The sequence below is a fragment of the Massilia sp. ST3 genome (assembly GCF_018119405.1).
Classification (GTDB): domain Bacteria; phylum Pseudomonadota; class Gammaproteobacteria; order Burkholderiales; family Burkholderiaceae_D; genus Telluria.
Genome location: NZ_JAGPWC010000029.1, coordinates 45,792 through 67,729 on the forward strand (window position 1 = coordinate 45,792; position 21,938 = coordinate 67,729).

A 21,938-nucleotide genomic window follows, 5' to 3' on the forward strand; every position below is an offset into this window, starting at 1 on the left:
TTCTAGTTCGTACGGGTCACGCGCTCGACAACGAAGCGCGCTTCCTCGGGCTTGCAGGGGAGGTCGATGGACCGCATGTCCGAACCCACGCAGGACAAGCCGTCGCCGATGTAATTGCGCAGCTCTCCGGTGAAGCGGACCTGGCCCGGGCAATGGCCCACGTAGTGGACATCGACGAGTTCCAGCACCTTTTTACCGCCCGGCCTGTTGCCGTTGATACGGATGTCGTCCTTGCCGCAGGACTTGGCCGCTAGGCGGATGCCGGCGCGCATGCGCTCCAGGTAGTTGGCCACTTCCTGCTCGCGCGCCCGTTGGTCCGCTTCCGCCTTCTGGCGGCGGCGCTGTTCCTCCGCTTCCGCCACCTGCCGGCGCCGCTCTTCCTCGCGTTCGCGAGCGGCGGCCTCGGTCTTGCGCTTGCTTTCCCGTGCGGCGTCGTCGCGCTGCTTCTGTGCTGCGGCCTGCTCGGCCGCCGTGTTACGCTGCTGGGCTGACGTGTTCGCCTGTGCCAGGGTCGCAGAGGGCTGTCCGGAAGGTCGTGCCTGGCGCGCGGCGCTACCGGTGGACTGGCCGGCGATTCCCTGGCTGGCAATGCGCTTGCGTGTTTCCTCCTCTAGACGGTCCAGGCGGGCCTGCCGTTGGCGTTCCTCGTTCAGCGCGGCGCTCGCGCGCGCAAGATTGGCGTTGCCTCGCTCTATGTCGGCATTGGTTTTGGCCATTTCGGATGCGAAGGTGCCGACGAATGCATTGAACACGGCGGCGGCCTGGCGCTGCTCCTCGCGCCGCTCCTCCGCCCTCCTGGCATCGCGCTCAGCGACCCGGGCGGAGGCGATCGTGCTGTAGTCCTGTGCTATCGCCTTGAGCTCCGAGGAGCGCTCAGGGCGGGGAGCGGCAGGAACATAGAGGCTTAGCTTGAATCTGGTTCCGTCGACGGTCTTGCCGTCGCTGGACGGTGTAAATTCCGCTACGCCGCTCCTCATTCTGTATACACCATCGAAGCGTAAGGAATGGCCGGCGAACGAATATTGCACCAATGGTGAATTTTGCGCGGCCGGATAGAATAGATAGACGTGGTTTTTGTCAAAACGGCCGCGGAGCGGAGACTCCGTATAGTTGTTGTCAGCGCAGGAGGTTACATCGATCCGGCGGCCTTCGAACTCGTTGCCGGCGAGTGGGCGCAGTTCCAGGTAACTCACCCGTAGAAACTTATATTCGGCATTACAGCCGAACGGCTGATTTTCGGACTCCATTTCCTCTAGCGTCTCATATGCCGTGTAGAGAGGAACGGATGCTCGGGTAGAACCGGCCTTCTGCAAGATGAGCGCCGCCGACTCTTCCGCCGTGAGATAGCGGCTTGGCGGAGGTGCGCTCGCACACGCGGAGAGAAGCACCGCAGCGAACGGGATGAAAACGTTTTTTAAACCTTTGAAACCGGTTCTGGACATAGCAGTATTTTATTGACTAAAGGAAAGCGGCTGTAATTTTGCCATACCGCTTCTCAACAGCAATATGTAAGCAAAAAATACAACAGATTTCGGCGCTGGTGCGACGATATCTTCTTCCCTCATCAAGCAGATTATTTGTCCATGGCCTGGAACAGCGCGGTGACGATGGCCGCCAGCTCGTCCTGCGGCATGTCCGCGTTATTCAGCAGCACCACGGCCCGGCCGTCCGCCGGGTCGTAGGCGATCAGGCTCTTGTAGCCGCCGAAGGCGCCCGCTTCCCAGGCCAGGGAACGGGCGCCTTTGTTCGTCGTGAGCGGCTGCACGCGTCCGCCCAGGGCGTAGTGCTCGGCCGGGTCGTGCACCGTCGACAGTTCGCGCAGGGCGCGTTCCGACAGCAGCTTGTTCTTGTACACGGCGTCCATCAGGTCGACCAGGTCGCGCGCGGTGCTGTAGACGGTGCCGTTGGCGGCCAGCATGGGGGCGGCGGGCGGCGACTTGCGCTTGCCGTCGGCGCCGTAGCCTACCGCCATGCCGACCGCGTCCTCGTAGCCGGTGGCCGCGAAGCTGGTGTCGCGCACCCCGGCGGGCGCGAACACCAGTTCCTCCACCACTTCGGTGAACGGCTTCTTCATCACCCGCTCGACCACGGCCGCGGCCAGGATGAAATTGGTGCCCGAGTACTCGAAGCGCTCGCCCGGCGCGAAGGCCGGGGCGCCGGTGCCGAAGCGCAGCGCAGCTTCCTCGGGACCGATCTCCAGGGCCTCGACCTTGCTGTCCTTGCGCATCGCCTCGGCCAGGCCGTTCGGGATGCCGCTGCGGTGCGCCAGCAGCTGGCGCAGGGTGACGGCGCCGTTCGGGGCCGGCAGTTCCGGCAGGTGGCGCGCGATCGGCGCGTCCAGGTCGAGCTTGCCCATGTCGGCCAGGCGCAGCACCGTCACGGCGGTGATCCACTTGGTGGAGGAGCCGATCATGAAGCGCGTGTCCTTGGTGTTCGGCTGCGACTCCTCGCGCAGCGCCTGGCCGCGCGCGCTGACCACCAGCGGCGAGGCCGCGTCCTTGCGCACGGCGGCCACGCCGCTGTAGTGGGCGGGCAGCTGCCTGTCGATCAGGGGCTGGGTGGTGGCGGTCGCGAACAGGGTGCAGCCGGACAGCAGTGCAAGGGTGGCGGCGAGCAGCAGGGAGGCAAGCAGACGGGGACGCATCATGGCTCCAGGTCGGTTGGACGAAGTGGCATTGTAGGACGCCCGGCGTAAAGACGGCGCGTGCGCCGGGAGGGGCCGGAATCGTGAATACTGCCGCCAGGAGGAACCTCATGGACGACACATCCCTCGACCCGGCGCGCACGGCGCTGGTCCTGATCGACCTGCAGAACAGCAACGTCAGCCGCCAGCTGGCGCCCTACAGCGCCGAGCAGACGGTCGGCAACTGCGTGCTGCTGGCCCAGGAAATGCGCGGGCGCGGCGCGCTGGTGATCTACGTGCACGTGCTGGTCAACGAACTGCCGGCGCCGCTGGCCGACTCCCCGATGCGTCCGCCGGGCGCGCCGGCGGCCCCGCCCGACGCCTCGCGCCTGGCCCCGACGGCCGGGGTCGACGCCCAGGACACCGTGATCACGAAGCGCCAGTGGGGCGCTTTCTACGGCACCGAGCTCGACCAGTTGCTGCGGCGGCGCGGCATCAAGACCCTGGTGCTGGGCGGCATCGCCACCAATTTTGGCGTGGAATCGACGGCGCGCGCCGCCTTCGACCGCGGCTACGCGCTTGTGTTCGCCGAGGATGCGATGAGCAGCTTCGATGCCGACGCCCATGGCTTCGCCTGCCGCACGATCTTCCCGCGCATGGGAAGGGTGCGCTCGACGCGTACCCTGATCGACATGCTGCAGGCGGGAACGGGAGACGCGTAGGGTGGACGGCTTTGCCGTCCACGCGGCGATAGTTACCGGCTCCGTTTTCGCGCAAGATCCGGCGAGCAGGGGTTGAACTCCGCGCCTTGCCCTGAAGGTTTTGTTAGGCGCTCTTAAGCTCAGCCGGCGCGTTGGATGTCCGCCGTGATCTCGAACGAGCGCAGGCGCGCCGCGTGGTCGAAGATCTGCGAGGTGATCATCAGCTCGTCTGGCCGGGTGCGGGCGATGAAGGCCTGCAGTTGCTTCTTCACCGCGGCCGGCGAACCGATGGCCGAGCAGGACAATACGCTGTCGAGCATCATGCGTTCCGGCAGCTCCAGGCTCTCGAGATAGCCGGGCTTCGGCGGCTTGAGCCGGCCTGGACGGCCGCTGCGGAGGTTGACGAAAGCCTGCTGCATCGAGGTCGCGAGCAACTGGGCCTCCTCATTGCTGTCGGCGGCGAACACATTGAATCCCAGCATCACATACGGCTTGGCCAGCTTGGCCGAGGGACGGAAATTGGCCCGGTACAGCTCGATCGCCTGCAGCATCATTTGCGGCGCAAAATGCGAGGCAAAGGCGTAGGGCAAACCGAGCTGGGCGGCCAGCTGGGCGCCGAACAGGCTCGAGCCCAGGATCCACAGCGGCACGTCCAGGCCCTCGCCAGGCACCGCGCGCACCGGACGGCGGTTCGAACCGGCAAAATAGTCCATCAGTTCCACCACGTCCTGCGGGAATTCGTCGGCATCCGAGGCGAGGTTGCGGCGCAGGGCGCGCGCCGTGACGTAGTCCGAGCCGGGCGCGCGGCCCAGGCCCAGGTCGATACGGCCCGGGAACAGCGCCTCGAGGGTGCCGAACTGCTCGGCAATCACCAGGGGCGAATGGTTGGGCAGCATGATGCCGCCCGCACCGACCCGGATGCGCTCGGTGCCGGCCGCCACGTAGCCGATCAGCACGGAGGTGGCGGCGCTGGCGATGCCCGGCATGCCATGGTGCTCGGCCAGCCAGAAGCGCTGGTAGCCCCAGCGCTCGCCATGCTGGGCGAGGTCGAGCGAACGGTGGAAGGAAGTGGCCGCATCGCTGCCTTCGGCGATGGGCGAAAGGTCGAGGATCGAGAAAGGAATCATGGGGCGATGATACGCCGATGCCTGTTTTCGCGTGCGCAGCGGTCCGGTTTTGTGAGCAGGAATGGTCAGGGTGTAAAGATTGACCCTCGCCAGGTCCCTCCTTATGATGGACGGGTAATGATGCCGGGCAATCCCGGCTTTTCCTGGACCTGCCCGCGAGCCCGCCATGCGCCGAATCCTGCATCATTCCGTCCTTGCCGCCGCCTTGGCGATCGCTGTCGCCGGCTGCAGCCATCTCCAGGACCGGGACCCGTCCGCCATGGCTGAACGGCGTTTCGACCGCGCGCACCTGGCCGCCATCGACCGCGCCGTGAACGAGGCGGTGGCGGCGCGCAAGCTGCCGGGCGCCGTGTTCCACCTGGAGCGCGACGGCGCCGTCTACGAGCGCGCTTATGGGAAGACCAGCTACGAAGCGGACGCCGTGCCGGTCACGCCGGACACCATCTTCGACGCCGCCTCGCTGACCAAGGTCATCGCCACCGCGCCTTCGGTGTTGATGCTGGCCGAGGAAGGCCGCATCGACCTCGATGCGCCCCTGATCCACACCTTCCCCGAGTGCGCCGGCGGCGGCAAGGACACGATCACGGTGCGCCACCTGCTGACCCATACCTCGGGCCTGGCCTCGGGACTGCCGGCCAAGCCCGACTGGCGCGGCGACGATCACGCCCACGCGCTCGCCTGCGGCCAGCAGGTCACCCATGCGCCCGGCACGTTCTTCCGCTACTCGGACATCAATTACGTGCTGCTGGGCCAGCTGGTGCGGCGCGTGTCCGGCATGCCGCTGCACCAGTTCGCCCAGCGCCGCATCTACGGGCCGCTGCGCATGCGCGATACCGGCTACCTGCCGCTGCAACGGGTCGCGGCGGCGGCGATCGCGCCGACCCAGAAGGGCGCCTTGGCAGGCGAAGGCCTGCACGGCGACCTGGCGCCAGGCCAGCTGTTGCAGGGCGTGGTGCACGACCCGACCGTGCGCCGCATGGGCGGCGTGGCTGGCTCGGCCGGCGTGTTCTCGACCGCGCGCGACATCGCGCGTTTCGCCCGCATGCTTCTGAACGGCGGCGAGCTCGATGGCGTGCGGGTGCTGGCCGCGGACAGCGTGCGCCTGCTGACGACGGTCCAGACCCCGCCCGGCATCACGGCCCTGCGCGGCCTGGGTATGGACATCGATTCGCCCTACGCCAAGCGCCCGCGCGGCAGCGTGTTCCCGGTCGGCAGCTACGGCCATACCGGTTTCACCGGCTGTATCCTGTGGATCGATCCGCAGTCGCGCATTTTCTATGTCTTCCTGTCGAACCGCGTGTATCCGGACGACAAGAGCAACGTGCTGCCGCTGTACACCGAGCTCGGCACATTGGCGGCCCAGGCGGCCTCGTCAGCCCAGCCGTGATGTCGAATTGGCATTGCCATTCGGCTACCGTGCGCTCCTTTTGAGTCGGCCTTACTACACTCGGCCTCACAAGCAAGTTATCTCATTGATATTGCTGAGATTTTTTGAGCCCCGAAAATATAGGAGATCGACATGAATATGAACAAGCTTCTGAAAGGCCTGCTGGGTGCTTCCGTCGCCGCCGCCATGTTCGGCGCCACCGCCGTCCAGGCGCAAACCACCGCCACCACCGGCCAGACCACGGCGACCGGCTCCCAGAGCGGCAGCAGCATGAACGACCAGAGCAGCGGCAGCTCGTCCGCGAGCGCCACCGGCAGCTCGCAGTCGCAGGACAAGAAAGACAAGAAGGACAAGAAAGACAAGATGCACAAGAAGAGCGATTCGCAAAGCGGCACCTCGGGCACTTCGGGCGCCACCAGCGGCTCCAACACCAGCAATAGCAGCATGATGGAAAGCGGCACCACCAGCGGCGCCAGCGACATGGGCAACACCAGTGGCACCACCGGCGCCACCGGAACCAGCGGCAGCAGCACCAGCGGTTCCAGCGGCATGAGCGGCAGCAGCACCAGCGGTTCCAGCGGCATGAGCGGCACCAGCGGCAGCAGCTCGGGCGTCGAGGCGGGCCGAACCGCCACCGGCAATTCGAGCGAACCGCCGACCCGGTCGAGCAGCTCGATGAGCACCAGCGGCTCGAGCGGCGCCACCGGCACGACCAGCGGTTCCAGCGGCATGACCGGCACCACGGGTACCACCGGCACCACCGGCACCACCGGCACGACCGGTACCACCTCCACGCCACCGGCCGACCCCAACAAGCGCTGGTAATCCCCGGTCCGCTTCACGCGGCCGCCATCATGACACCGGATCCCTGGATCCGGTGTTGTCGTTTACAGGGGCGAGGCGGGCCTCGGGTTCAGCGCAGCGGCCGGCGCACGCCGCCACGTGGCGCATCGGGGCGCGGGCTGGTGTCCAGGGCCAGTTCGACCTTCTCGAGCGGGGTCGGGGCCGGGCCATGCAGCACATTGCCTTCGGTGTCGAAGCGCGAGGCATGGCAAGGACAGTCCCAGGAGCGCTCGGCCGAATTCCAGTGCACCGCGCAGCCCAGGTGGGTGCACTTGGCGGACACCGCGTGCAGGGCGCCGCCCGGATCGCGGTAGACGGCGATGCGGCGCAGGCCGTCGCGCACCACCGCGCCCTCGCCGGCCGGGATCTCCTGCACCGAGTCGACGTCGCCGCCGGTCAGCCACTCGCCGTAGCGGGCCATGACGTTGGCCTGTTCGGAAGCGAAATCGCCCAGGCCGTGCACCGGCTTGCGCGCCGGGTCGTACAGCGCAGTCCAGGGATTCGGGCGGCCCATGATCAGGTCGGTCACCAGCATGGCGCCGATGGTGCAGTGGGTCATGCCGTTGCCGGAATCGCCGGTGATCACGTAGACGTTGTCGTCGTCCATCGGGTTGCGGCCCAGGTAGGCCAGGCCGTCGGCCGGCTCCATGACCTCGCCCGACCAGCGGTACAGGGTCTCTTGCGCCATCGGGAAGCGCGCGCGCGCCCAGCGCTCGATCTCGTCGTAGCGGTGCTCGGGATGGTCGTCCTGGCCCACCTTGTGGTCGGCGCCGCCGACGACCAGCACGTCGTGCTCGCGTGCGCTGTCCGGGGTTTCCAGCCGCACGTAATAATAAGGATCGCCCGTGTCCCACAACAGGATGCGCGGCACCGTGCCGCGCGGCACGCGCAGGCCCACCACGTAGGTGCGGTAGCCGGCCTGCTTGGTGTGCATCACGACGCGGTCGTTGAAGGGGGTATGGGTGGCCACCACCACGGCCTGGGCGTGGATTTCTCCATGGTCAGTGGACACGGTCTGGCGCTGGTGGTCGCCGCGGATGCGGTGCGCATGGGTGCCGCCGTGGATGCGGCCGCCCTTGGCGACGAAGGCGCGCGCCAGGCCATCGAGGTATTTCAGCGGATGGAACTGGGCCTGGTTGGCGAAGCGCACGCAGGGGCCGGTGTCGAAGGACAGGCCCGGCACCCGCGCCAGCAGCTCGGCCTGGGCGCCGGCGCGCGCCGCGCAGGCCTGTTCCTTGCCGAGGTCGTGGGCGCCATGGCCGCCGTTGGCAGGCAAGTCGTACAGGTAGCCGTCCAGGCGCTCGAACTCGCAGCCGATGCCTTCCTGGCGCACGATGGCTTCGACCTGGTCGATGGCGCGCGCATGGCTATCGGCCACCAGGCGCGCCTGGGCGGCGCCGAACTTGTCCTCGATGAAGGCATACCATTCGTCCGGCGGGAACAGGTGGGCGGTGGTGCGGCCGGTCTCGCCCGCGCCGATGCCGAGCGCGTCGATCAGCACCACCTCGCGCCCTTCGCACGCCAGCAGGTAGGCCGTGGTCAGGCCGGCGATGCCGGCGCCGATCACGCACACCTGCGTGTCGATGTCACCCTGCAGGGGAGGAAAGACGGGCACCGATGCGCTGTCCATCCACACCGAAGTCGAACTGCCGTTGGTCGATCCAAGCATGCTGGTCTCCGTATCGTCATCGCGTGGCGCCAGTCTACTGCGATGCCGGATTCAAGGGAGCACGATGGAGGAAGGAAGAAAGCGGGACCGGGGGGGGGGGGCCGGGGGGGGCGGCCCCCCGCGGGGGGGGGGGGGGGGGGCCCCCCCCCCCCCCAACCCCCACGACTTCGGTGCGTCGATCTTGTAATCCCACGCCGCCAAGGTCTGTTTGGCCGCGGCCCCGGGCAAGCTGTACTGCTGCCTCACCCCACTCAGGTTGACCGCCACCCCCACCACATTCCCATCCTTCTCGCGCCGGAACGCGAACACCTTGTCGTTCCCCGTCTCCAGCACCTTCACGCCGCCGCCGTACTGCCCGTTCCACAGCGCCCGGTTCTCGTGCTTGAGCTTGAGAAGCCCGGCATAGAAGTCCGCGTACGGATAATTCTTCCAGTCGATCGGATCCTTCTCGAAGAACTTCAGCCGCTTGTCGAGTCCCCCTTCCTGGCCGCCATAGATTAGAGGCATGCCCGGCAAGGTCGCCGCCAGCACGGCCATGGCCTTGAAGGCCGGCCCGTAGTGCTCGGTATCGCTGCCATGCCAGGAATTCTCGTCATGGTTGCTGGTGAAGCGCATGCGATAGGCGTGCGCGGGATAGGCCACCTTCGGCTGGGCCAGGAAATCCTTGAGCGCACGGGCGTCGGCCTTGCCCTTGGCAATGTCCTTGAACAGGCCTAGCGTATCCCAGCCGTAGGTCATGTCGAATGCCAGGTGCTGGTCCGGTTGCCAGGCTTCGGCCAGCATGAATACCGGCTTGATCTTCTCCAGCTCGGCGCGCGCCTGCACCCAGAAGGCCAGCGGGACCTTGGCCGAGACGTCGGCGCGGAAGCCGTCGATGCCGGCCTCGCGCACCCAGAAGGCCATCGCGTCCGCCATGCCTTTCCATAGTCCCGGCTGCTTCCAGTCGAGGCCGGTCACGTCGGTCCAGTATTCCGGTTCGGCGCCTTCCAGGTAGGTGACCGGATAGATCTCGCCTTTTTCGTTCTTGAGGTACCAGTCGCTGTGCTCGGTGGTCCAGGGGTTGTCGAAGGCCGTGTGGTTGGCGACCCAGTCGATGATCACGCGCATGCCCAGGCCGTGGGCCTGCTTCACCAGGCGCTTGAAGTCGTCCATGCTGCCGTAGTCCGGATTGATGCCCTTGTAGTCGCGCACCGCGTAATAGCTGCCGAGCGGGCCCTTGCGGTTCTTCTCGCCGATCGGATGCACCGGCATCAGCCACAGGATGTCGACGCCCATCTTGCGCAGGCGCGGCAGGTGGGCCGCGAAAGCATTGAAGGTCCCTTCCTGCGTGTACTGGCGGATGTTGACCTCGTAGATGTTCGCATTGCGCGACCAGGCCACATGCCCGGCCGCGGCCGGGCTGCCCGTCTGCTGGGCCGAGGCACCTGCCAATGCAAGGGGCGGCGCCAGTGCAGCGGCAAGGGACAGGGCGAGGAGGGCAAGCGGGCGGGCGGCGTGGCGCATTGGAATGTCCTTGTTGTGTTGGGTTGAGCGAGCTCATTGTACGGTGACGAACGGAGTTCGGGCTTGATAGTTTGGCGCGACAACTGGCCACTCCAGAGGATTAGGCGTAATCTGTGTTTTATGTGAGGTATTAGACAGATCGGCCCGCCAAACAGTCGGAAAGTAGCGTCAGAGAGGGATGACGCCATGAAAATGTCAATCGTCGCATGTGCCGTACTCGGAGGGAGTGCGGCATGCGCCGCGGCGCAAAGCGATGCGATTCCGCCAGGAAGCGCCGGCGCCAAGGCAGTCAAGGAATATGTCTGCACGGACAAGTGCAGGGAAGGCACGCGTCTTGATGCGCGAGCGGCCCAGGACGCGCCCGCGATCTTCACGGTCGAGACCGCGGATGAGCGCAAGGAGGCGCGCAAGGACGAGGGCGGGGCGCTCAGCGTGGGCCGCCAGTACCGCATCGACTTCACGACGCTCAGCGACGTGGGCGATCCCTTCCATGGGGGGCTGTCCGGCGCTGCCGCCATTCCCGCCGGCCAGCATGCCGACGACAGCGTGAGCTACCAGGGCCGCTTCGCCGGCCTGTCGACCGGCTCGTCCTGGGGCAAGGGCGACATCGACGGTTCGCCCTCGGGCCGGGCCTGGGGCATGTCGCTGGGTTTCAGCGCCGGTCCGCTGACCATCCGCGCCGCCCACCAGAACCGCAACGTGGCCAAGGTCACGCGCTATGACCAGGTTGGCATCAGCATGGCCGCCAAGAATTCCATCGCCGCCGCCAACATGCGCTTCGGCTGGGGCACGGCCTATGCCGCCTACAGCGCCAGCCGCGGCTGGGGCAGCTCGCCCCTGTTCAACCCCGACAATCCCTACGGCGCCGGCATCGCCACCACGCCCTCGACCAACAGCCGCGACGTGCTGGCGGGCGTGGCCGTGCCGATCGGCCATGCCACCACCTTGCTGGCTTCCTATATTCGCAAGAACGACCGCGACCTGGCCAACAACGACGCGCGCCAGATCGCCGTCGGGGCCAGCTATGCGGTGTCGCGCCGCATGGATTTCTATGCCGCCTGTTCGCGCATCCAGCACCTGAACGGGCCGGCGCCGGGCTTGCGCGCGGGCAGCGGGATGGCCGTCAACGTCGGCATGCGGCGCGCGTTCTGAGGCCTTCGTTTCACTTGGGCATCAATTGCGCGGCCCTTGCCTGCGCTGCGCCGCTGTAGTGCGAATTTCAGTACGCTGTCTCCATGGTTCAACGATCATCTACTGGAGGCATCATGACTGGTACTAGCACACTTGATCCGGACAACTTCCCGGAACGCCCGGACCGCAGCCTGGGCAAGGGCCATGGCATCGACGCGCTCGGACCGAGCGACATTTCCGACACCGGCAGCGACGTGGTGGGCGGCCCCGGCTTCGCAAGCAATCTCGACCCCGAACAGATCCTCGACTTCGACGGCGGCACGACCTCCGACATGGAAGCGAGCCATGCCGGCGACACCGCCGGTCCTGACGTCGGCGACGCCAACTTCTCGGGCGACAGCGACGTGGGCGGCACCGGCGAGCGCGCCGCGGCCGGCCGCGACACGGTGGTCAAGGACGGCGCCGACATCGACACCGACCACATCGAGTCCATCCCCGACCTGCCGCTGACCGAGGAGGACACCGACTTCCTATCGAGCCAGCCGCCGCGAGAGTGACCAGGCGGCAAACAGCGCGCCACCGCCCACCAGGGCGGTGAGCAGCGGCTTCCTGGCCAGGCTGGCGGAGGTGTAGAGGCTGCGTTCATGGACGTGGCCCGGCATGCCCTGGCGCTGGCGCAGCTCGTGCGCCGGGTTCGGGGAATACAGGGAGTCGCGCCGGCCCGGCTGGGTCGGGACGCTCGACTTCTGCTGCTTGAACATGGTCGCGCGCAGGTAGCGGTCGAACAGGCGCGGCATGGCGCGCGAACCGGCCGAGATCATCGCCGAGGCGCCGCCCGCGAACACGTCGCGCTTCGGATGCTGGGCCGCATGCAGGATCGCTTCGGCCACGACTTCCGGCGCGTAGATCGGCGGCGGCAGGGCGGGCTCCTTGTCCATGTAGTTCCGCGCATGCACCGCGAACATGGTGTCGATCGCCGCCGGCTTGATCAGGGTGACCGACAGCGGCGCGTTTTCCTTTTCCAGCTCCATGCGCAGCGACTCGGTGAAGCCCTTCACCGCATGCTTGGAGGCCGAGTACATGCCTTGCATCGGGATCGCGCGGTCGGACACTTCGCTGCCCACGTTGATGATGGCGCCGCCCCCGCGCGTCTTCATGCGCTTGACCGCTTCCAGCGAGCCGTTCACGACGCCCCAGAAATTGGTCTGGAACAGGCGGTGATGGTCTTCGGGCGCGACCTCCTCGAGGCGGCCGAAGACCGAGATGCCGGCGTTGTTGACCCAGGTGTCGATGCGCCCGAAGCGGTCCATCGCGGCCTGGCCGATGCGTTCGACGTCGCCCGGGCTGCCGACGTCGGCGGCCACGGTGACGACTTCGCTGCCACGCGCGCGCAGCTCGCTCGCCAGTTCGTCGAGGGCATCGGCGGCGCGCGCCGCCAGCACCAGCCGGGCGCCCTGGCTGGCGGCCATGCGGGCCGTGGTCAGGCCGATGCCGCTGGTGGCGCCGGTGATCACCATGACCTGTTCGTTGAGCTTGCGGAGTTTGACTGACATGACGGAATCCTTTCCTTGCGTGGTGGAAGGACTGCCGCGGCGCCGAAGGCGGGGCAGGCCACGAGTTGACGAACTAATCACTTCGTGGCCGATGGGGGGATTTCAAGGTTTAATTTGATCGTGCGAGCGGGTGCACGTTTCCAGCAGATGAGTTGCAGGCGTGCCGGCACAATGGCCCGCTCCTTCAAAACGTCGTTCCGGCCTTCGCCGGAACGACGGTCTCGAGGCTGCGAGCCTGGCTTAAGGCTGTGTACGCGAGATCGCAGTACCACTTCAAAAATCAGCGCCCCGGCTGATAAATCTGGTCAAACACCCCGCCATCCGCGAAGTGCGCCTTCTGCGCCTGCGTCCAGCCACCGAGCTCGGCGATCTGGAACAGCTTGATGTTCGGGAACTGGGTAGCGTATTTCTTGGCGAAGCGGTCCACCGCCGGGCGGTAGTAGTTCTTGGCGATGATTTCCTGGCCTTCGTCGCTATACAGGTATTCCAGGTAGGCCTGGGCGACCTTGCGGGTGCCTTTCTTGTCGACGTTCTTGTCGACCACGGCCACCGGCGGTTCGGCCAGGATGCTGATCGACGGGGCGACGATCTCGAACTTGTCCGGACCCAGCTCGCGCAGGGCCAGCAGGGCTTCGTTTTCCCAGGCCAGCAGCACGTCGCCGATGCCGCGCTCGACGAAGGTGGTGGTGGCGCCGCGGGCGCCCGAGTCGAGCACCGGCACATTCTTGTAGAGCTTGGCCAGGTAGTCGCGCGCCGTCTGCGGCGAGCCGCCCGGCTGGCGCAGTGCGTAGCCGTAGGCCGCCAGGTGGTTCCAGCGCGCGCCGCCCGAGGTCTTCGGGTTCGGGGTGATCACCGATACGCCCGGCTTGACCAGGTCGCCCCAGTCGCGGATCTGTTTCGGGTTGCCCTTGCGGACCAGGAATACGATGGTCGAGGTGTAAGGCGCGCTGCGGTAGGCGAGGCGCTTTTCCCAACCGGGCGCGACCAGCCCACGTTCGCTGATAGCATCGATGTCATAGGCCAGCGCCAAGGTGACGACATCGGCCTGCAGGCCGTCGATCACGGCGCGCGCCTGCTTGCCCGAGCCGCCGTGCGACTGCTTGACCGTCACGTTGTCGCCTGTCTTCGACTTCCAATGGCGGGCGAAGGCGCTGTCGAAGTCCTGGTAGAGTTCGCGCGTCGGGTCGTACGACACGTTGAGCAGGGTAACATCGGCCGCGAAGGCTGCCGACTGGGCCAGCAGCGTCAGCACTGCCAGCGAGCGGATCATCGTTTTGCGAAACATGTTCTGTCTTTCGGTGGGTTCGGAAACGCTAGAGTAGAGTCCCGGCCTGCCTGAAGAGAACGAATAGTTTCGCCTAACAATATGCGTTTTTTAAACGCGCCGCCTGGTGGGCGCCGTCAGGCGCCACGTGCTTGCCTGCTTAGTGCGCCTTCGACAGGATCAGCAGCCAGCGGCGGAACAGCAGGATCTCGACGTGGCCGGCTTCGATGCCGGTATCGCATTCGATGATCGGGTTCACCGCGTAGAAGCGCTTGCGGAAGTCACGGGTGACGAGGATCTCGCGGCGGCCGAGGCGGACCATAAAAGGGACGGGTGCGTATTCCAGGCCGAAGGAGCTGTTCAGAGTGGTCATGGCGTTTTTCCTTTTTATTGCGTGTTGTTGATGAGTGAAGAATAGCAACAAGTACTGTATATGTCCACAGTACTGTGCGGGCATACAGTAAAAAAATATTTTTGTGGTTTTTTAGCCAATAGGCCCCATATCGCGCAGCATGCTGAACAACATCGCACCCCGCCTGCACCGTTTCGCCGCCGCGCGCTTTTCGCCAGAAGGCGAGTTCGGCCTCCATCTCACCGTCGGGGTCGCCATGCTGCTGGCCGCGATGGCCGTCTTTGCCCGCCTGGCCGGGGCGGTGGTCGCCGGCGCGCCGATTACCCAGCTCGACCTGGAGGTCGCCAACTGGCTGCACGCGCACGCGCGCCAGGGCGGCTTGCTGCGCGACGCCCTGATGCTGGTCACCCACCTGCACAGCACGCCCGGCATGCTGGCGCTCGCGGCGCTCACGGGATGCTGGCTGTACCGGCGCGGCCACCGCTACTGGATCGTGGCCCTGGTGGCGGCGGTCCCCGGCGGCATGCTGCTCAACGTGGCGCTGAAGCACACCTTCGAGCGCGCCCGGCCGCATTTCGCCGAGCCCATCCTCACCCTGAGCACCTACAGCTTCCCCAGCGGCCATGCGATGGCGGCTACCTGTTTGTATGGGCTGCTGGCCTGCTACGCGGCGCGCCATGCGCGCGGCTGGCCGGGCAGGGTGCTGCCTTTCCTGCTGGCCGCGGCGATGATCTTCACGGTGGCGTTTTCGCGCATGTACCTGGGCGCGCACTACCTGTCCGACGTGCTGGCGGCCGCGGCCGAAGGATGCGGCTGGCTGGCGATCTGCATCAGCGCCGCGGCCACCTTCAACCGGCGCGGCGCGGCGCGCAAGAAGCGCCGGGAAGGCGCCGCGCCGCCCCAGGAGATTTGAACAAGGAGATCCGATGCGCACCCTCGTCCACCTGTCCGACCTGCATTTCGGCCGTGTCGACCACGAGCTGCTGGCGCCGCTGCGCGAGCTGGTCGAGCGCATCGCCCCGGATGTGCTGGTGGTGTCCGGCGACCTGACCCAGCGCGCCCGCCCCGAGCAGTTCGAGGAGGCGCGCGCCTTCCTCGACACCTTGCCGGGACCGCAGATCATCGTGCCGGGCAACCACGACATTTCGCTGTACAACGTGTTCCGCCGCTTCGTGCTGCCGCTGGCGCGCTACAAGCGCTACATCACCGACGACCTCGACCCGGTCTTCATCGACGACGAGATCGCGGTGCTGGGCGTGAACACGGCGCGCTCCCTGACCATCAAGGACGGGCGGGTGAGCCGCCAGCAGGTCGAGGGCATCCGCAAATGCCTGTCGGGGCTGGACCCTGGCATCACGCGCATCGTCGTGACCCACCATCCTTTCGATTTGCCCGATCACTTCGAGGAGCGCGACCTGGTCGACCGCGCGCCGATGGCGATGAAAGTGTTCGCGGAGTCCGGCGTGGACATCCTGCTGGCCGGGCACATGCACGCCAGCCACGCCGGCAGCACGGCCGAGCGCTACCAGATCAGCGAATACGCGGCCCTGGTGGTCCAGGCCGGCACGGCGACCTCGACCCGCGGACGCGGCGAAGTGAACTCGTTTAACGTGATCCGGGTCGAATCGCAGAAAGTCGAGATCGACCGTTACGGCTGGGACGTCGTGCACAAGGACTTCCACGTGGTGAACACCGAGAAGTTCATGCGCAACGGGAGCGTCTGGACGCCGCACATCGACGGCATGCTGGCCGCGGGACTCTGAACGCGGCCGGACGGCGCTTAGATGGCAAACCCGTGCTGTATCATGCAGCTCCCGAAAACGGAGCCCGCATATGCTCATCATCACCATTAAACAAGGCAAGGAAAAGAGCCTGCTGTCCGGCGATCCCCTGGTCTATCTCTCCGCCATCGACAGGATCGACGGCCGGCCGCAGGAGCGCAACAAGCCCGGCGCCACCGCGCTCGTGCAGTCCTCGTCGCGCCAGTTCCTGGCGCGCGCGGCGTATAACGCCAGGTCGCAGATCGCGGCGCGCGTCTGGACCCTGCGCGAGGACGAGCCGGTCGACCACGCGATGATGAAGCGGCGCGTGCAGGCCGCGGTCGCGCGCCGTGCCCCCACGGTGCGCAATGCCGACCCGCAGGCCCTGGTCCCGGTGATCGATGGCGACAAGGACGGCCTGCCCGGCCTGCTGGTGCACAGCTACGGCGGGACCGCCGGCTACCTGGTGTGCCAGTTCAATGCCGCCGGCGTCGACCTGTGGAAGGTCAGCATCGTGCAGGCGCTGCTGGCGGCGACGGGCTGCGCCAACGTCTTCGAGCGGAGCGACGAGCTGGTGCGCAAGGGCGAAGGACTCCCCGTCATATGGCGTGCGCTGGCCGGCGAGGAACCGCCCCAGCGCCTGATGGTGCGCGATGGCCAGCGCCTGCTGCCCACCGATATCCGCACCGGTTTCGTCTATCCGCGCTGAGAGCGCGTAACAAAACCTCCATGGCTGCGTTGCGTCGTCTCGCCGCACAGTCGTACTGTCTTCGACTCCGCGCCTTGCCCTGAAGGTTCTGTTAAGCGCTCTAAAAGACTGAAGTGAGACTAGATCCAGTATTCCGTCAGCCGCGACAGCATTTCGCGGATGCGGTCGGTCCATGGCCGGCGTCGCCACTGCTCGAGCGTGATTTCCTTGGAATCGCGCAGGTCTTCGTTGAAGGCCGCTTCCATGTCGCGCCCGAAGGCCGGGTCGAGCACGACCACGTTGATTTCGTAGTTGTGGATGAAGCTGCGCCGGTCGATGTTGGCCGAGCCGATGGTCGACCACACCCCGTCGATCACGGCCGTCTTGGCGTGCAGCACCGCCACCTGCAGCTGGTAGATGTGGACGCCGCCCTTGAGCAGCTGGTCGTAGAAGGACTGGCCGGCGTACTTGATGAAGTCGTGGTCCGACACGCCGGGCAGCACCAGCTTCACGTCCACGCCGCGCCTGGCGGCGCTGGTCAGGGCGTCCACGGTCTGCTGGTCCGGCACGAAGTAGGCGGCCGTGATGTGGACCGACTTCTTCGCCTCGTTGATCGCCAGCAGCAGGGCCTTGTAGATCTCGGAATCGCGTTCCGGCGTGGTGGCCAGCACCCGCACCACCTTGGGACCGGCCGGCGCCAGGTGAGGGAAGTAGTCGACCTGGGGCAGCTCGCCCGCTTCCTGGCTGACCCAGTTGTCGATGAAGGCGTACTGCAGGGCCGCCACCGCCGGGCCCTCGATGCGGATATGCGTGTCGCGCCAGCCCACCTTGTCGGGATTGGCGTTGCTCGCCTTCATGCGCGAGCGGAACAGCGAGCTGTTGGCATAGGTCTCGCTGATGTTGATGCCGCCCGTGAAGGCCACCTTGCCGTCCACCACCATGATCTTGCGGTGGTCGCGGTTGTTCAGCTGCCATTTGCCGGGGCGCTGGGCCGGATTCACCGGATTGAAGATCAGCACGTTGAGCCCGCCCGCGCGCAGCTTGTCCCAGAATGCGCTGGGCGTGGCCAGGGTGCCGACGCCGTCGGCGATGATGTTCACCACCACGCCCTGGCGCCGCTTCTCGATCAGGAGGTCGGCGAATTCCAGTCCCACCGGGTCCTGGTCGAAGATATAGGTTTCCAGGTTGATCGAGCTGGTGGCCGCGCGCGCCGCGTCCATCATGGCGCGGATGGTGGCCGGGCCGTCGAACAGCAGGTCGACCTTGTTGCCGGCGATGAGGGGCACGCCGGTCGCCTGTTCCTCGAGCACGGCCAGCTGCTTGAGGTCGGGGGTGGCGTTGGCCCAGCGCCGCGCCAGCAGGGCCGCGGCCTTGTTCTTGTCGAGCGTGCCGCGCGGCGTGGCCACGGTCGGGGTCGACTTGCGGGGCTGCTCGGGCAGGCGCTCGGCGTCCGGCAGGCTCTTGCAGGAGGCGATGACGCCCACGAGGGCCAGGCAGGCGAACAATGCGGAAAAACGGGTGGTGTTCATTTCGGTCCCCTCAGGGTCAGCGGATCGGGTGGCGGCAGCGACTGGAACTTGGGGCCGATGAAGAATTCGACCGGTGAATAGGCGAAGCGCCGGCCCAGGGCCTGCAGCAGCAGGATGCCGCGCTTGAAGCGGATCTTGCGGGCCCTGAGCGCCACCCATAGGGCCAGGCCGAAGCTCACCAGGAGGTTGGCGCTGCCGATCAAGAGGATGCCCAGGGCCGCATTGCCCAGCTGGGCAGGCGTCAGGTCGTAGCCCAGGCCCACCAGGGCGGTGCCCACGTTGGCGGTGGAAAAGGTGATGTGGCGGATGTCGAGCGGCAGGCCGAGCAGGAAGCCGACGGTGCCGGTGGTGCCGAGCAGGATGCCGAAGAAGAAGTTACCCATCAGGCCGCCGAGGTTGTCCTCGACGTACTGGGCAAAGCGCGCCTGGCGCTCGGCGCCCAGCACCCGGCGCAGGCCGCGCAGCTGGCGTACGCGCTGGCCCATGCGGGTGTACAAGGCCTTGTTATCGTAGTAGCCCGAGATCAGGCCGGCCACGAACAGCCACACGCCGGCAATCGCCGCGTAGAACACGGCCGGACTGTGGATCGGATCGACCTCGTGCAGCATGAAGCCGGCCTTGGCCGGGTCGACCAGGTGCTGGCCGGTCAGGTAAACCCAGGCTTCGGCGATCGCCAGGGCCATCGGGAACACCACGATCACGTTGCCGATCACCGCCACCACCTGGGTGCGGAACACCTTGTTGACGAGCTCGGCCAGGCGGTCGACGTCGACCCCGCGCCCGTTCTCGGCCCGGTGCAGCGAGGCGGCGATGCGCTGAGCCGTCATGGCCGGCTGCTTGGTGGCGATGGTCAGGTGGAGGATGTGCACCAGCACGAAGCCGAGCGAATAGTTCATGCTGAACAGGAAGGCCTGGACCAGCGGCGGGCTGTGCAGGCCGCCCAGCAGGATCTTGATCATCGCCATGGTGGCGATGATGAAACCGGCGCCGGCCGCCGCGTTGAACATCTGCCGCAGTTCGCGGCGGTTCTCGGCGATGTAGTGTTCGCCGGTGCGGCTGGCGTTCTCGGTCACGTTGCGCGCCAGCAGGTCGACGTTGTCGCGCAGGAGGCCGCGGATGCGGTACTTGGTGTTGTGGGCCTCGATCAGTTCCTGGGCCAGGTCGACCGCGGCCAGGCGGCGGTCGCTCACGACCGGTTCCGCCGGACGCGCTGCACTGGTGGCGAGGGCGTCGAGGTCGATGGTGGAGGCCGAGGGCAGCTCGCCGCTGAGGTCGACCAGGTAGAGCAGCTTGTGCAGGCGGTCCAGGCTCTGCTGGAGCGCCACCAGCAGGTAGGTGAGGGCGACGCTGGTGCCGGACGACAGGGCGCCGCGGCGGATCTTGAGCACCACCTCCTCGCACTGGTCGAGCATCACCAGCAGGTGGCGCGCGTCCTCGGGCTGGCCGATGTGGCCTTCGAGGTAGCGGCCGTATTCGTCGAGGTAGCGGTTGACCTCGATGTTCTGCATCAGGAAGGGCGAGTCGAAATCCTCGATCTGGCTGTAGCTGTGCACCAGGCGCGGTTCCAGGCCCAGGGCGCAGATGCGGCAGGACAGGGTGCGGATCGCGTCGAGCAGGCCCATCAGGGTGACCTGGCGCGCGCGGTCGGGCGTTGCGTCTTGCGGCGGCGGAGCGTCGGCCACCACGTCGAACAGTTCCAGCCAGTCGGCGGTGGGCACCGCGCGGATCCATTCGTAGTCGTCCTCGCGGTACAGCACCTGGTCGAGCGCGTCCGACAGGTAGAGGTCGTCGAGCGCGGGCGGCAGGAAGCGGTAGGTCACGCGGCGCTTGAGCTCGGTGACGAAGCCGTCGTTCGACAGGATGCCGATGTCGCTGTACAGGCTGGTATGCCGTCTTTGCTCGAGCAGGGTCGTGATGTAGCGCCGCAGGGCCCAGGCCTGGGTCGGATTGCCCTTCAGCAGCTGGGTCAGGGTACGGACGTTCTGGGCGGGATCGTCCGGCGGCTGCCACAGCCAGCGCTGGCGCGGCCGCAGGCGCTCGACCAGCTGGACCAGCAGGCCGATGTCTCCGCTGTCGGGATCGATCCGTTCGAGAATGGCTAGCATGGAAGACAACATTGTTGGAAAGCCTCAGTGTACGCGAGCGCGGCGGTCGACATGGTTCGGGAACGAACAGTAAGCCAACTCGGCGGCGCCGGCCGGCGCCAAGGCCGCGAAGCCGATATACTTGGCTGATTTAGTTACCTAGCGGGAAGCACGATGTACCTCACTTACTTCAACGGCCAATGGGCCGAAGGCAATACTCCCCTGTACGGCGCGATGGACCACAGCCTGTGGCTGGGCTCCTCGGTCTTCGACGGCGCGCGCGCCATCCGCGGCAAGCTGCCGGACCTGCGCCCGCACCTGGAGCGGGTCATTGCCTCGGCGGAGAAGCTGGGCTTGCGCTGCCCGCTGGGCGTGGACGAGATGGAAGCGCTGGTGCGCGAAGGCGTGGCCAGGTTCCCGGCCGATGCCGAACTCTACATCCGCCCGCTGGTCTTCGGCTCCGAAGGCTTCCTGATTCCGGTGGCGGAGAAGAGCCAGTTCGCCTTGACCCTGTTCGACGCGCCGCTGCCGCCTTTCGCCGGTTTCTCAGCCTGCCTGTCGACCCTGCACCGCCCGCAGCCGACCATGGCGCCGACCGACGCCAAGGCCTCGGCCCTGTACGCCAACTCGACCCGCGCCATGCGCGAAGCCAAGGAACGCGGCTTCGACCAGGCGATCATGCTGGACGCGGCCGGCAACGTGGCCGAGTTCGCGTCCTCCAACCTGTTCATCGTGACCGAGGACGGCAAGGTCGTGACGCCTGCGCTGAACGGCACTTTCCTGGCGGGTATCACCCGCGCCCGCGTGATCGCCTTGCTGGCGCAGGAAGGCGTGGCGGTGGAAGAGCGCATCGTGACGCCGCAGGAACTGGAGACCGCACGCGAGATCTTCAGCACCGGCAACTACGGCAAGGTGACGCCGTGCACCCGCTACGAGGGCCGCACCCTGGAAGCGGGCCCGGTGGCGCGCCGCGCGCGCGAGCTCTACCTGGCGTTTACCGAGGCGTCCTGAGTTCCTCGCGCAGAGCCTGCAGCAGGATCACGGTCTTGGCATCGCGGATGCCGCCCGTGCCGACCTGCCGCAGGGCCTCGTCGACATCCATCTCGAGGACCTCGATGTCCTCGCCTTCGTCCTTCTCGCCGCCGCCTTCTTCCTTCCTGTCGGCCTTGCCGTATTCCCCCAGGAAGTAGTGGACCCGCTCGGTCAGCGAGCCGGGGCTGGCGTACAGGCTCATGATCTTGCGTAGCTTGCGCGCCTCGAAGCCCGTTTCCTCCATCAGCTCGGCACGGATGCGCGCCTCGGGATCGGCGTCGTCGAGCATGCCGGCCGGGACTTCGACCAGGAAGCCGCCCTCGCCCGCCATGCGCACGCCCGGACGGAACTGGCGCGTCAGCAGCACGGTGCGGCGATCCGGGTCGTAGAGCAGCACGGCCACGCCCGAGGCGTTGTGATAGACCTCGCGCGTCTCGCGCTGCCAGCTGCCGTCGCGGCGGCGCTGCTCGTAGGTGAGCTGCTTGAGGGGGAAGTGGTGGTTGGAGAGGGTGGTTTCCTGGATGATGCGGATGGGGTCGTCGGGCATGGGGAGCTCCTTGGTGCGTTCGGTTCAGGATACCGATACGCGCTGGATGCCCGCGCACCGCTACATCCTCCGTCAGCCCCCAGCCTTTGATCCGTGCGCCCCCCCCGGGGGGGGGGGGGGGGGTTTGGGGGGGGGGTTTTAAAAA

General features: G+C 66.8%; 20 protein-coding genes. 9 read left to right on the top strand and 11 right to left on the bottom strand.

Features of this window, described 5'->3' with window-relative positions; translation table 11 throughout:
- Positions 1-2: 2 nt before the first annotated feature.
- Together KBW98_RS12145 and KBW98_RS12150 are read right to left on the bottom strand one after the other, a co-directional pair.
- Complete coding sequence (locus KBW98_RS12145; RefSeq protein WP_211520402.1) at positions 3-1,442, bottom strand: hypothetical protein; 1,440 nt, start codon at positions 1,440-1,442, stop codon at positions 3-5.
- A gap of 131 nt (positions 1,443-1,573) precedes the next feature.
- Positions 1,574-2,647: a serine hydrolase gene (locus KBW98_RS12150; RefSeq protein WP_211520403.1), complete on the bottom strand. Its 1,074-nt coding sequence runs from the start codon at positions 2,645-2,647 to the stop codon at positions 1,574-1,576.
- 107 nt (positions 2,648-2,754) lie between these two features.
- On the opposite strand from KBW98_RS12150, the gene KBW98_RS12155 reads away from it, so the two are divergent.
- On the top strand, positions 2,755-3,345 hold the full coding sequence (locus KBW98_RS12155) for an isochorismatase family protein (RefSeq protein ID WP_211520404.1): 591 nt from the start codon (positions 2,755-2,757) through the stop codon (positions 3,343-3,345).
- A 119-nt stretch (positions 3,346-3,464) separates the two neighbouring features.
- Here KBW98_RS12155 and KBW98_RS12160 read toward each other — a convergent pair whose 3' ends face one another.
- On the bottom strand, positions 3,465-4,451 hold the full coding sequence (locus tag KBW98_RS12160) for an LLM class flavin-dependent oxidoreductase (RefSeq protein ID WP_211520405.1): 987 nt from the start codon (positions 4,449-4,451) through the stop codon (positions 3,465-3,467).
- A 259-nt stretch (positions 4,452-4,710) separates the two neighbouring features.
- Here KBW98_RS12160 and KBW98_RS12165 point away from each other — a divergent pair, with 259 nt between their 5' ends.
- Positions 4,711-5,838, top strand: a complete 1,128-nt coding sequence (locus tag KBW98_RS12165) for a serine hydrolase (protein ID WP_211520406.1) — start codon at positions 4,711-4,713, stop codon at positions 5,836-5,838.
- A gap of 132 nt (positions 5,839-5,970) precedes the next feature.
- Positions 5,971-6,663, top strand: coding sequence for a hypothetical protein (locus KBW98_RS12170; RefSeq protein ID WP_211520407.1), 693 nt, complete (start codon positions 5,971-5,973; stop codon positions 6,661-6,663).
- An 88-nt stretch (positions 6,664-6,751) separates the two neighbouring features.
- Here KBW98_RS12170 and KBW98_RS12175 read toward each other — a convergent pair whose 3' ends face one another.
- Both KBW98_RS12175 and KBW98_RS12180 read right to left on the bottom strand, forming a co-directional pair.
- Complete coding sequence (locus tag KBW98_RS12175; RefSeq protein WP_211520408.1) at positions 6,752-8,350, bottom strand: FAD-dependent oxidoreductase; 1,599 nt, start codon at positions 8,348-8,350, stop codon at positions 6,752-6,754.
- Positions 8,351-8,401: 51 nt separating this feature from the next.
- Positions 8,402-9,853 (bottom strand): alpha-amylase family glycosyl hydrolase, encoded by a 1,452-nt coding sequence (locus KBW98_RS12180; RefSeq protein WP_211520409.1) that lies wholly within the window; start codon positions 9,851-9,853, stop codon positions 8,402-8,404.
- A gap of 186 nt (positions 9,854-10,039) precedes the next feature.
- Here KBW98_RS12180 and KBW98_RS12185 point away from each other — a divergent pair, with 186 nt between their 5' ends.
- Both KBW98_RS12185 and KBW98_RS12190 read left to right on the top strand, forming a co-directional pair.
- Positions 10,040-11,005: a porin gene (locus tag KBW98_RS12185; RefSeq protein WP_211520410.1), complete on the top strand. Its 966-nt coding sequence runs from the start codon at positions 10,040-10,042 to the stop codon at positions 11,003-11,005.
- A gap of 113 nt (positions 11,006-11,118) precedes the next feature.
- Complete coding sequence (locus tag KBW98_RS12190; RefSeq protein ID WP_211520411.1) at positions 11,119-11,541, top strand: hypothetical protein; 423 nt, start codon at positions 11,119-11,121, stop codon at positions 11,539-11,541.
- Here the strand turns inward: KBW98_RS12190 and KBW98_RS12195 are convergent.
- The 3 genes from KBW98_RS12195 to KBW98_RS12205 form a co-directional block, all read right to left on the bottom strand.
- Positions 11,515-12,537: an SDR family oxidoreductase gene (locus tag KBW98_RS12195; RefSeq protein ID WP_211520412.1), complete on the bottom strand. Its 1,023-nt coding sequence runs from the start codon at positions 12,535-12,537 to the stop codon at positions 11,515-11,517. The genes KBW98_RS12190 and KBW98_RS12195 overlap by 27 nt on opposite strands.
- A gap of 280 nt (positions 12,538-12,817) precedes the next feature.
- A complete protein-coding gene (locus KBW98_RS12200; protein ID WP_211520413.1) occupies positions 12,818-13,822 on the bottom strand; it encodes a sulfate ABC transporter substrate-binding protein in 1,005 nt (334 codons plus the stop codon).
- Between the two features lie 139 nt (positions 13,823-13,961).
- Positions 13,962-14,174 (bottom strand): hypothetical protein, encoded by a 213-nt coding sequence (locus KBW98_RS12205; protein ID WP_211520414.1) that lies wholly within the window; start codon positions 14,172-14,174, stop codon positions 13,962-13,964.
- 139 nt (positions 14,175-14,313) lie between these two features.
- Between KBW98_RS12205 and KBW98_RS12210 the strand changes: the two genes are divergently transcribed.
- From KBW98_RS12210 to KBW98_RS12220, 3 genes are all read left to right on the top strand, one after another.
- Positions 14,314-15,066: a phosphatase PAP2 family protein gene (locus tag KBW98_RS12210; RefSeq protein ID WP_211520415.1), complete on the top strand. Its 753-nt coding sequence runs from the start codon at positions 14,314-14,316 to the stop codon at positions 15,064-15,066.
- A gap of 13 nt (positions 15,067-15,079) precedes the next feature.
- Positions 15,080-15,916 (top strand): metallophosphoesterase, encoded by an 837-nt coding sequence (locus KBW98_RS12215; RefSeq protein ID WP_211520416.1) that lies wholly within the window; start codon positions 15,080-15,082, stop codon positions 15,914-15,916.
- Positions 15,917-15,986: 70 nt separating this feature from the next.
- Positions 15,987-16,622, top strand: a complete 636-nt coding sequence (locus KBW98_RS12220) for an SAM-dependent methyltransferase (protein ID WP_211520417.1) — start codon at positions 15,987-15,989, stop codon at positions 16,620-16,622.
- A 119-nt stretch (positions 16,623-16,741) separates the two neighbouring features.
- Here KBW98_RS12220 and cls read toward each other — a convergent pair whose 3' ends face one another.
- Positions 16,742-18,130, bottom strand: coding sequence for a cardiolipin synthase (cls, locus tag KBW98_RS12225; protein WP_211520418.1), 1,389 nt, complete (start codon positions 18,128-18,130; stop codon positions 16,742-16,744).
- Positions 18,127-20,235, bottom strand: a complete 2,109-nt coding sequence (locus KBW98_RS12230) for a site-specific recombinase (RefSeq protein WP_211520419.1) — start codon at positions 20,233-20,235, stop codon at positions 18,127-18,129. The genes cls and KBW98_RS12230 overlap by 4 nt, the downstream gene beginning before the upstream one ends.
- 153 nt (positions 20,236-20,388) lie before the next feature.
- On the opposite strand from KBW98_RS12230, the gene KBW98_RS12235 reads away from it, so the two are divergent.
- Positions 20,389-21,225 carry a branched-chain amino acid aminotransferase gene (locus tag KBW98_RS12235; protein ID WP_211520420.1) on the top strand — a complete coding sequence of 279 codons (837 nt, stop codon included), beginning with the start codon at positions 20,389-20,391 and terminating at the stop codon, positions 21,223-21,225.
- On the opposite strand, the gene KBW98_RS12240 is transcribed toward KBW98_RS12235, so the two are convergent.
- Positions 21,209-21,793, bottom strand: a complete 585-nt coding sequence (locus tag KBW98_RS12240) for an NUDIX domain-containing protein (RefSeq protein ID WP_211520421.1) — start codon at positions 21,791-21,793, stop codon at positions 21,209-21,211. The genes KBW98_RS12235 and KBW98_RS12240 overlap by 17 nt on opposite strands.
- Between the last annotated feature and the right edge of the window lie 145 nt (positions 21,794-21,938).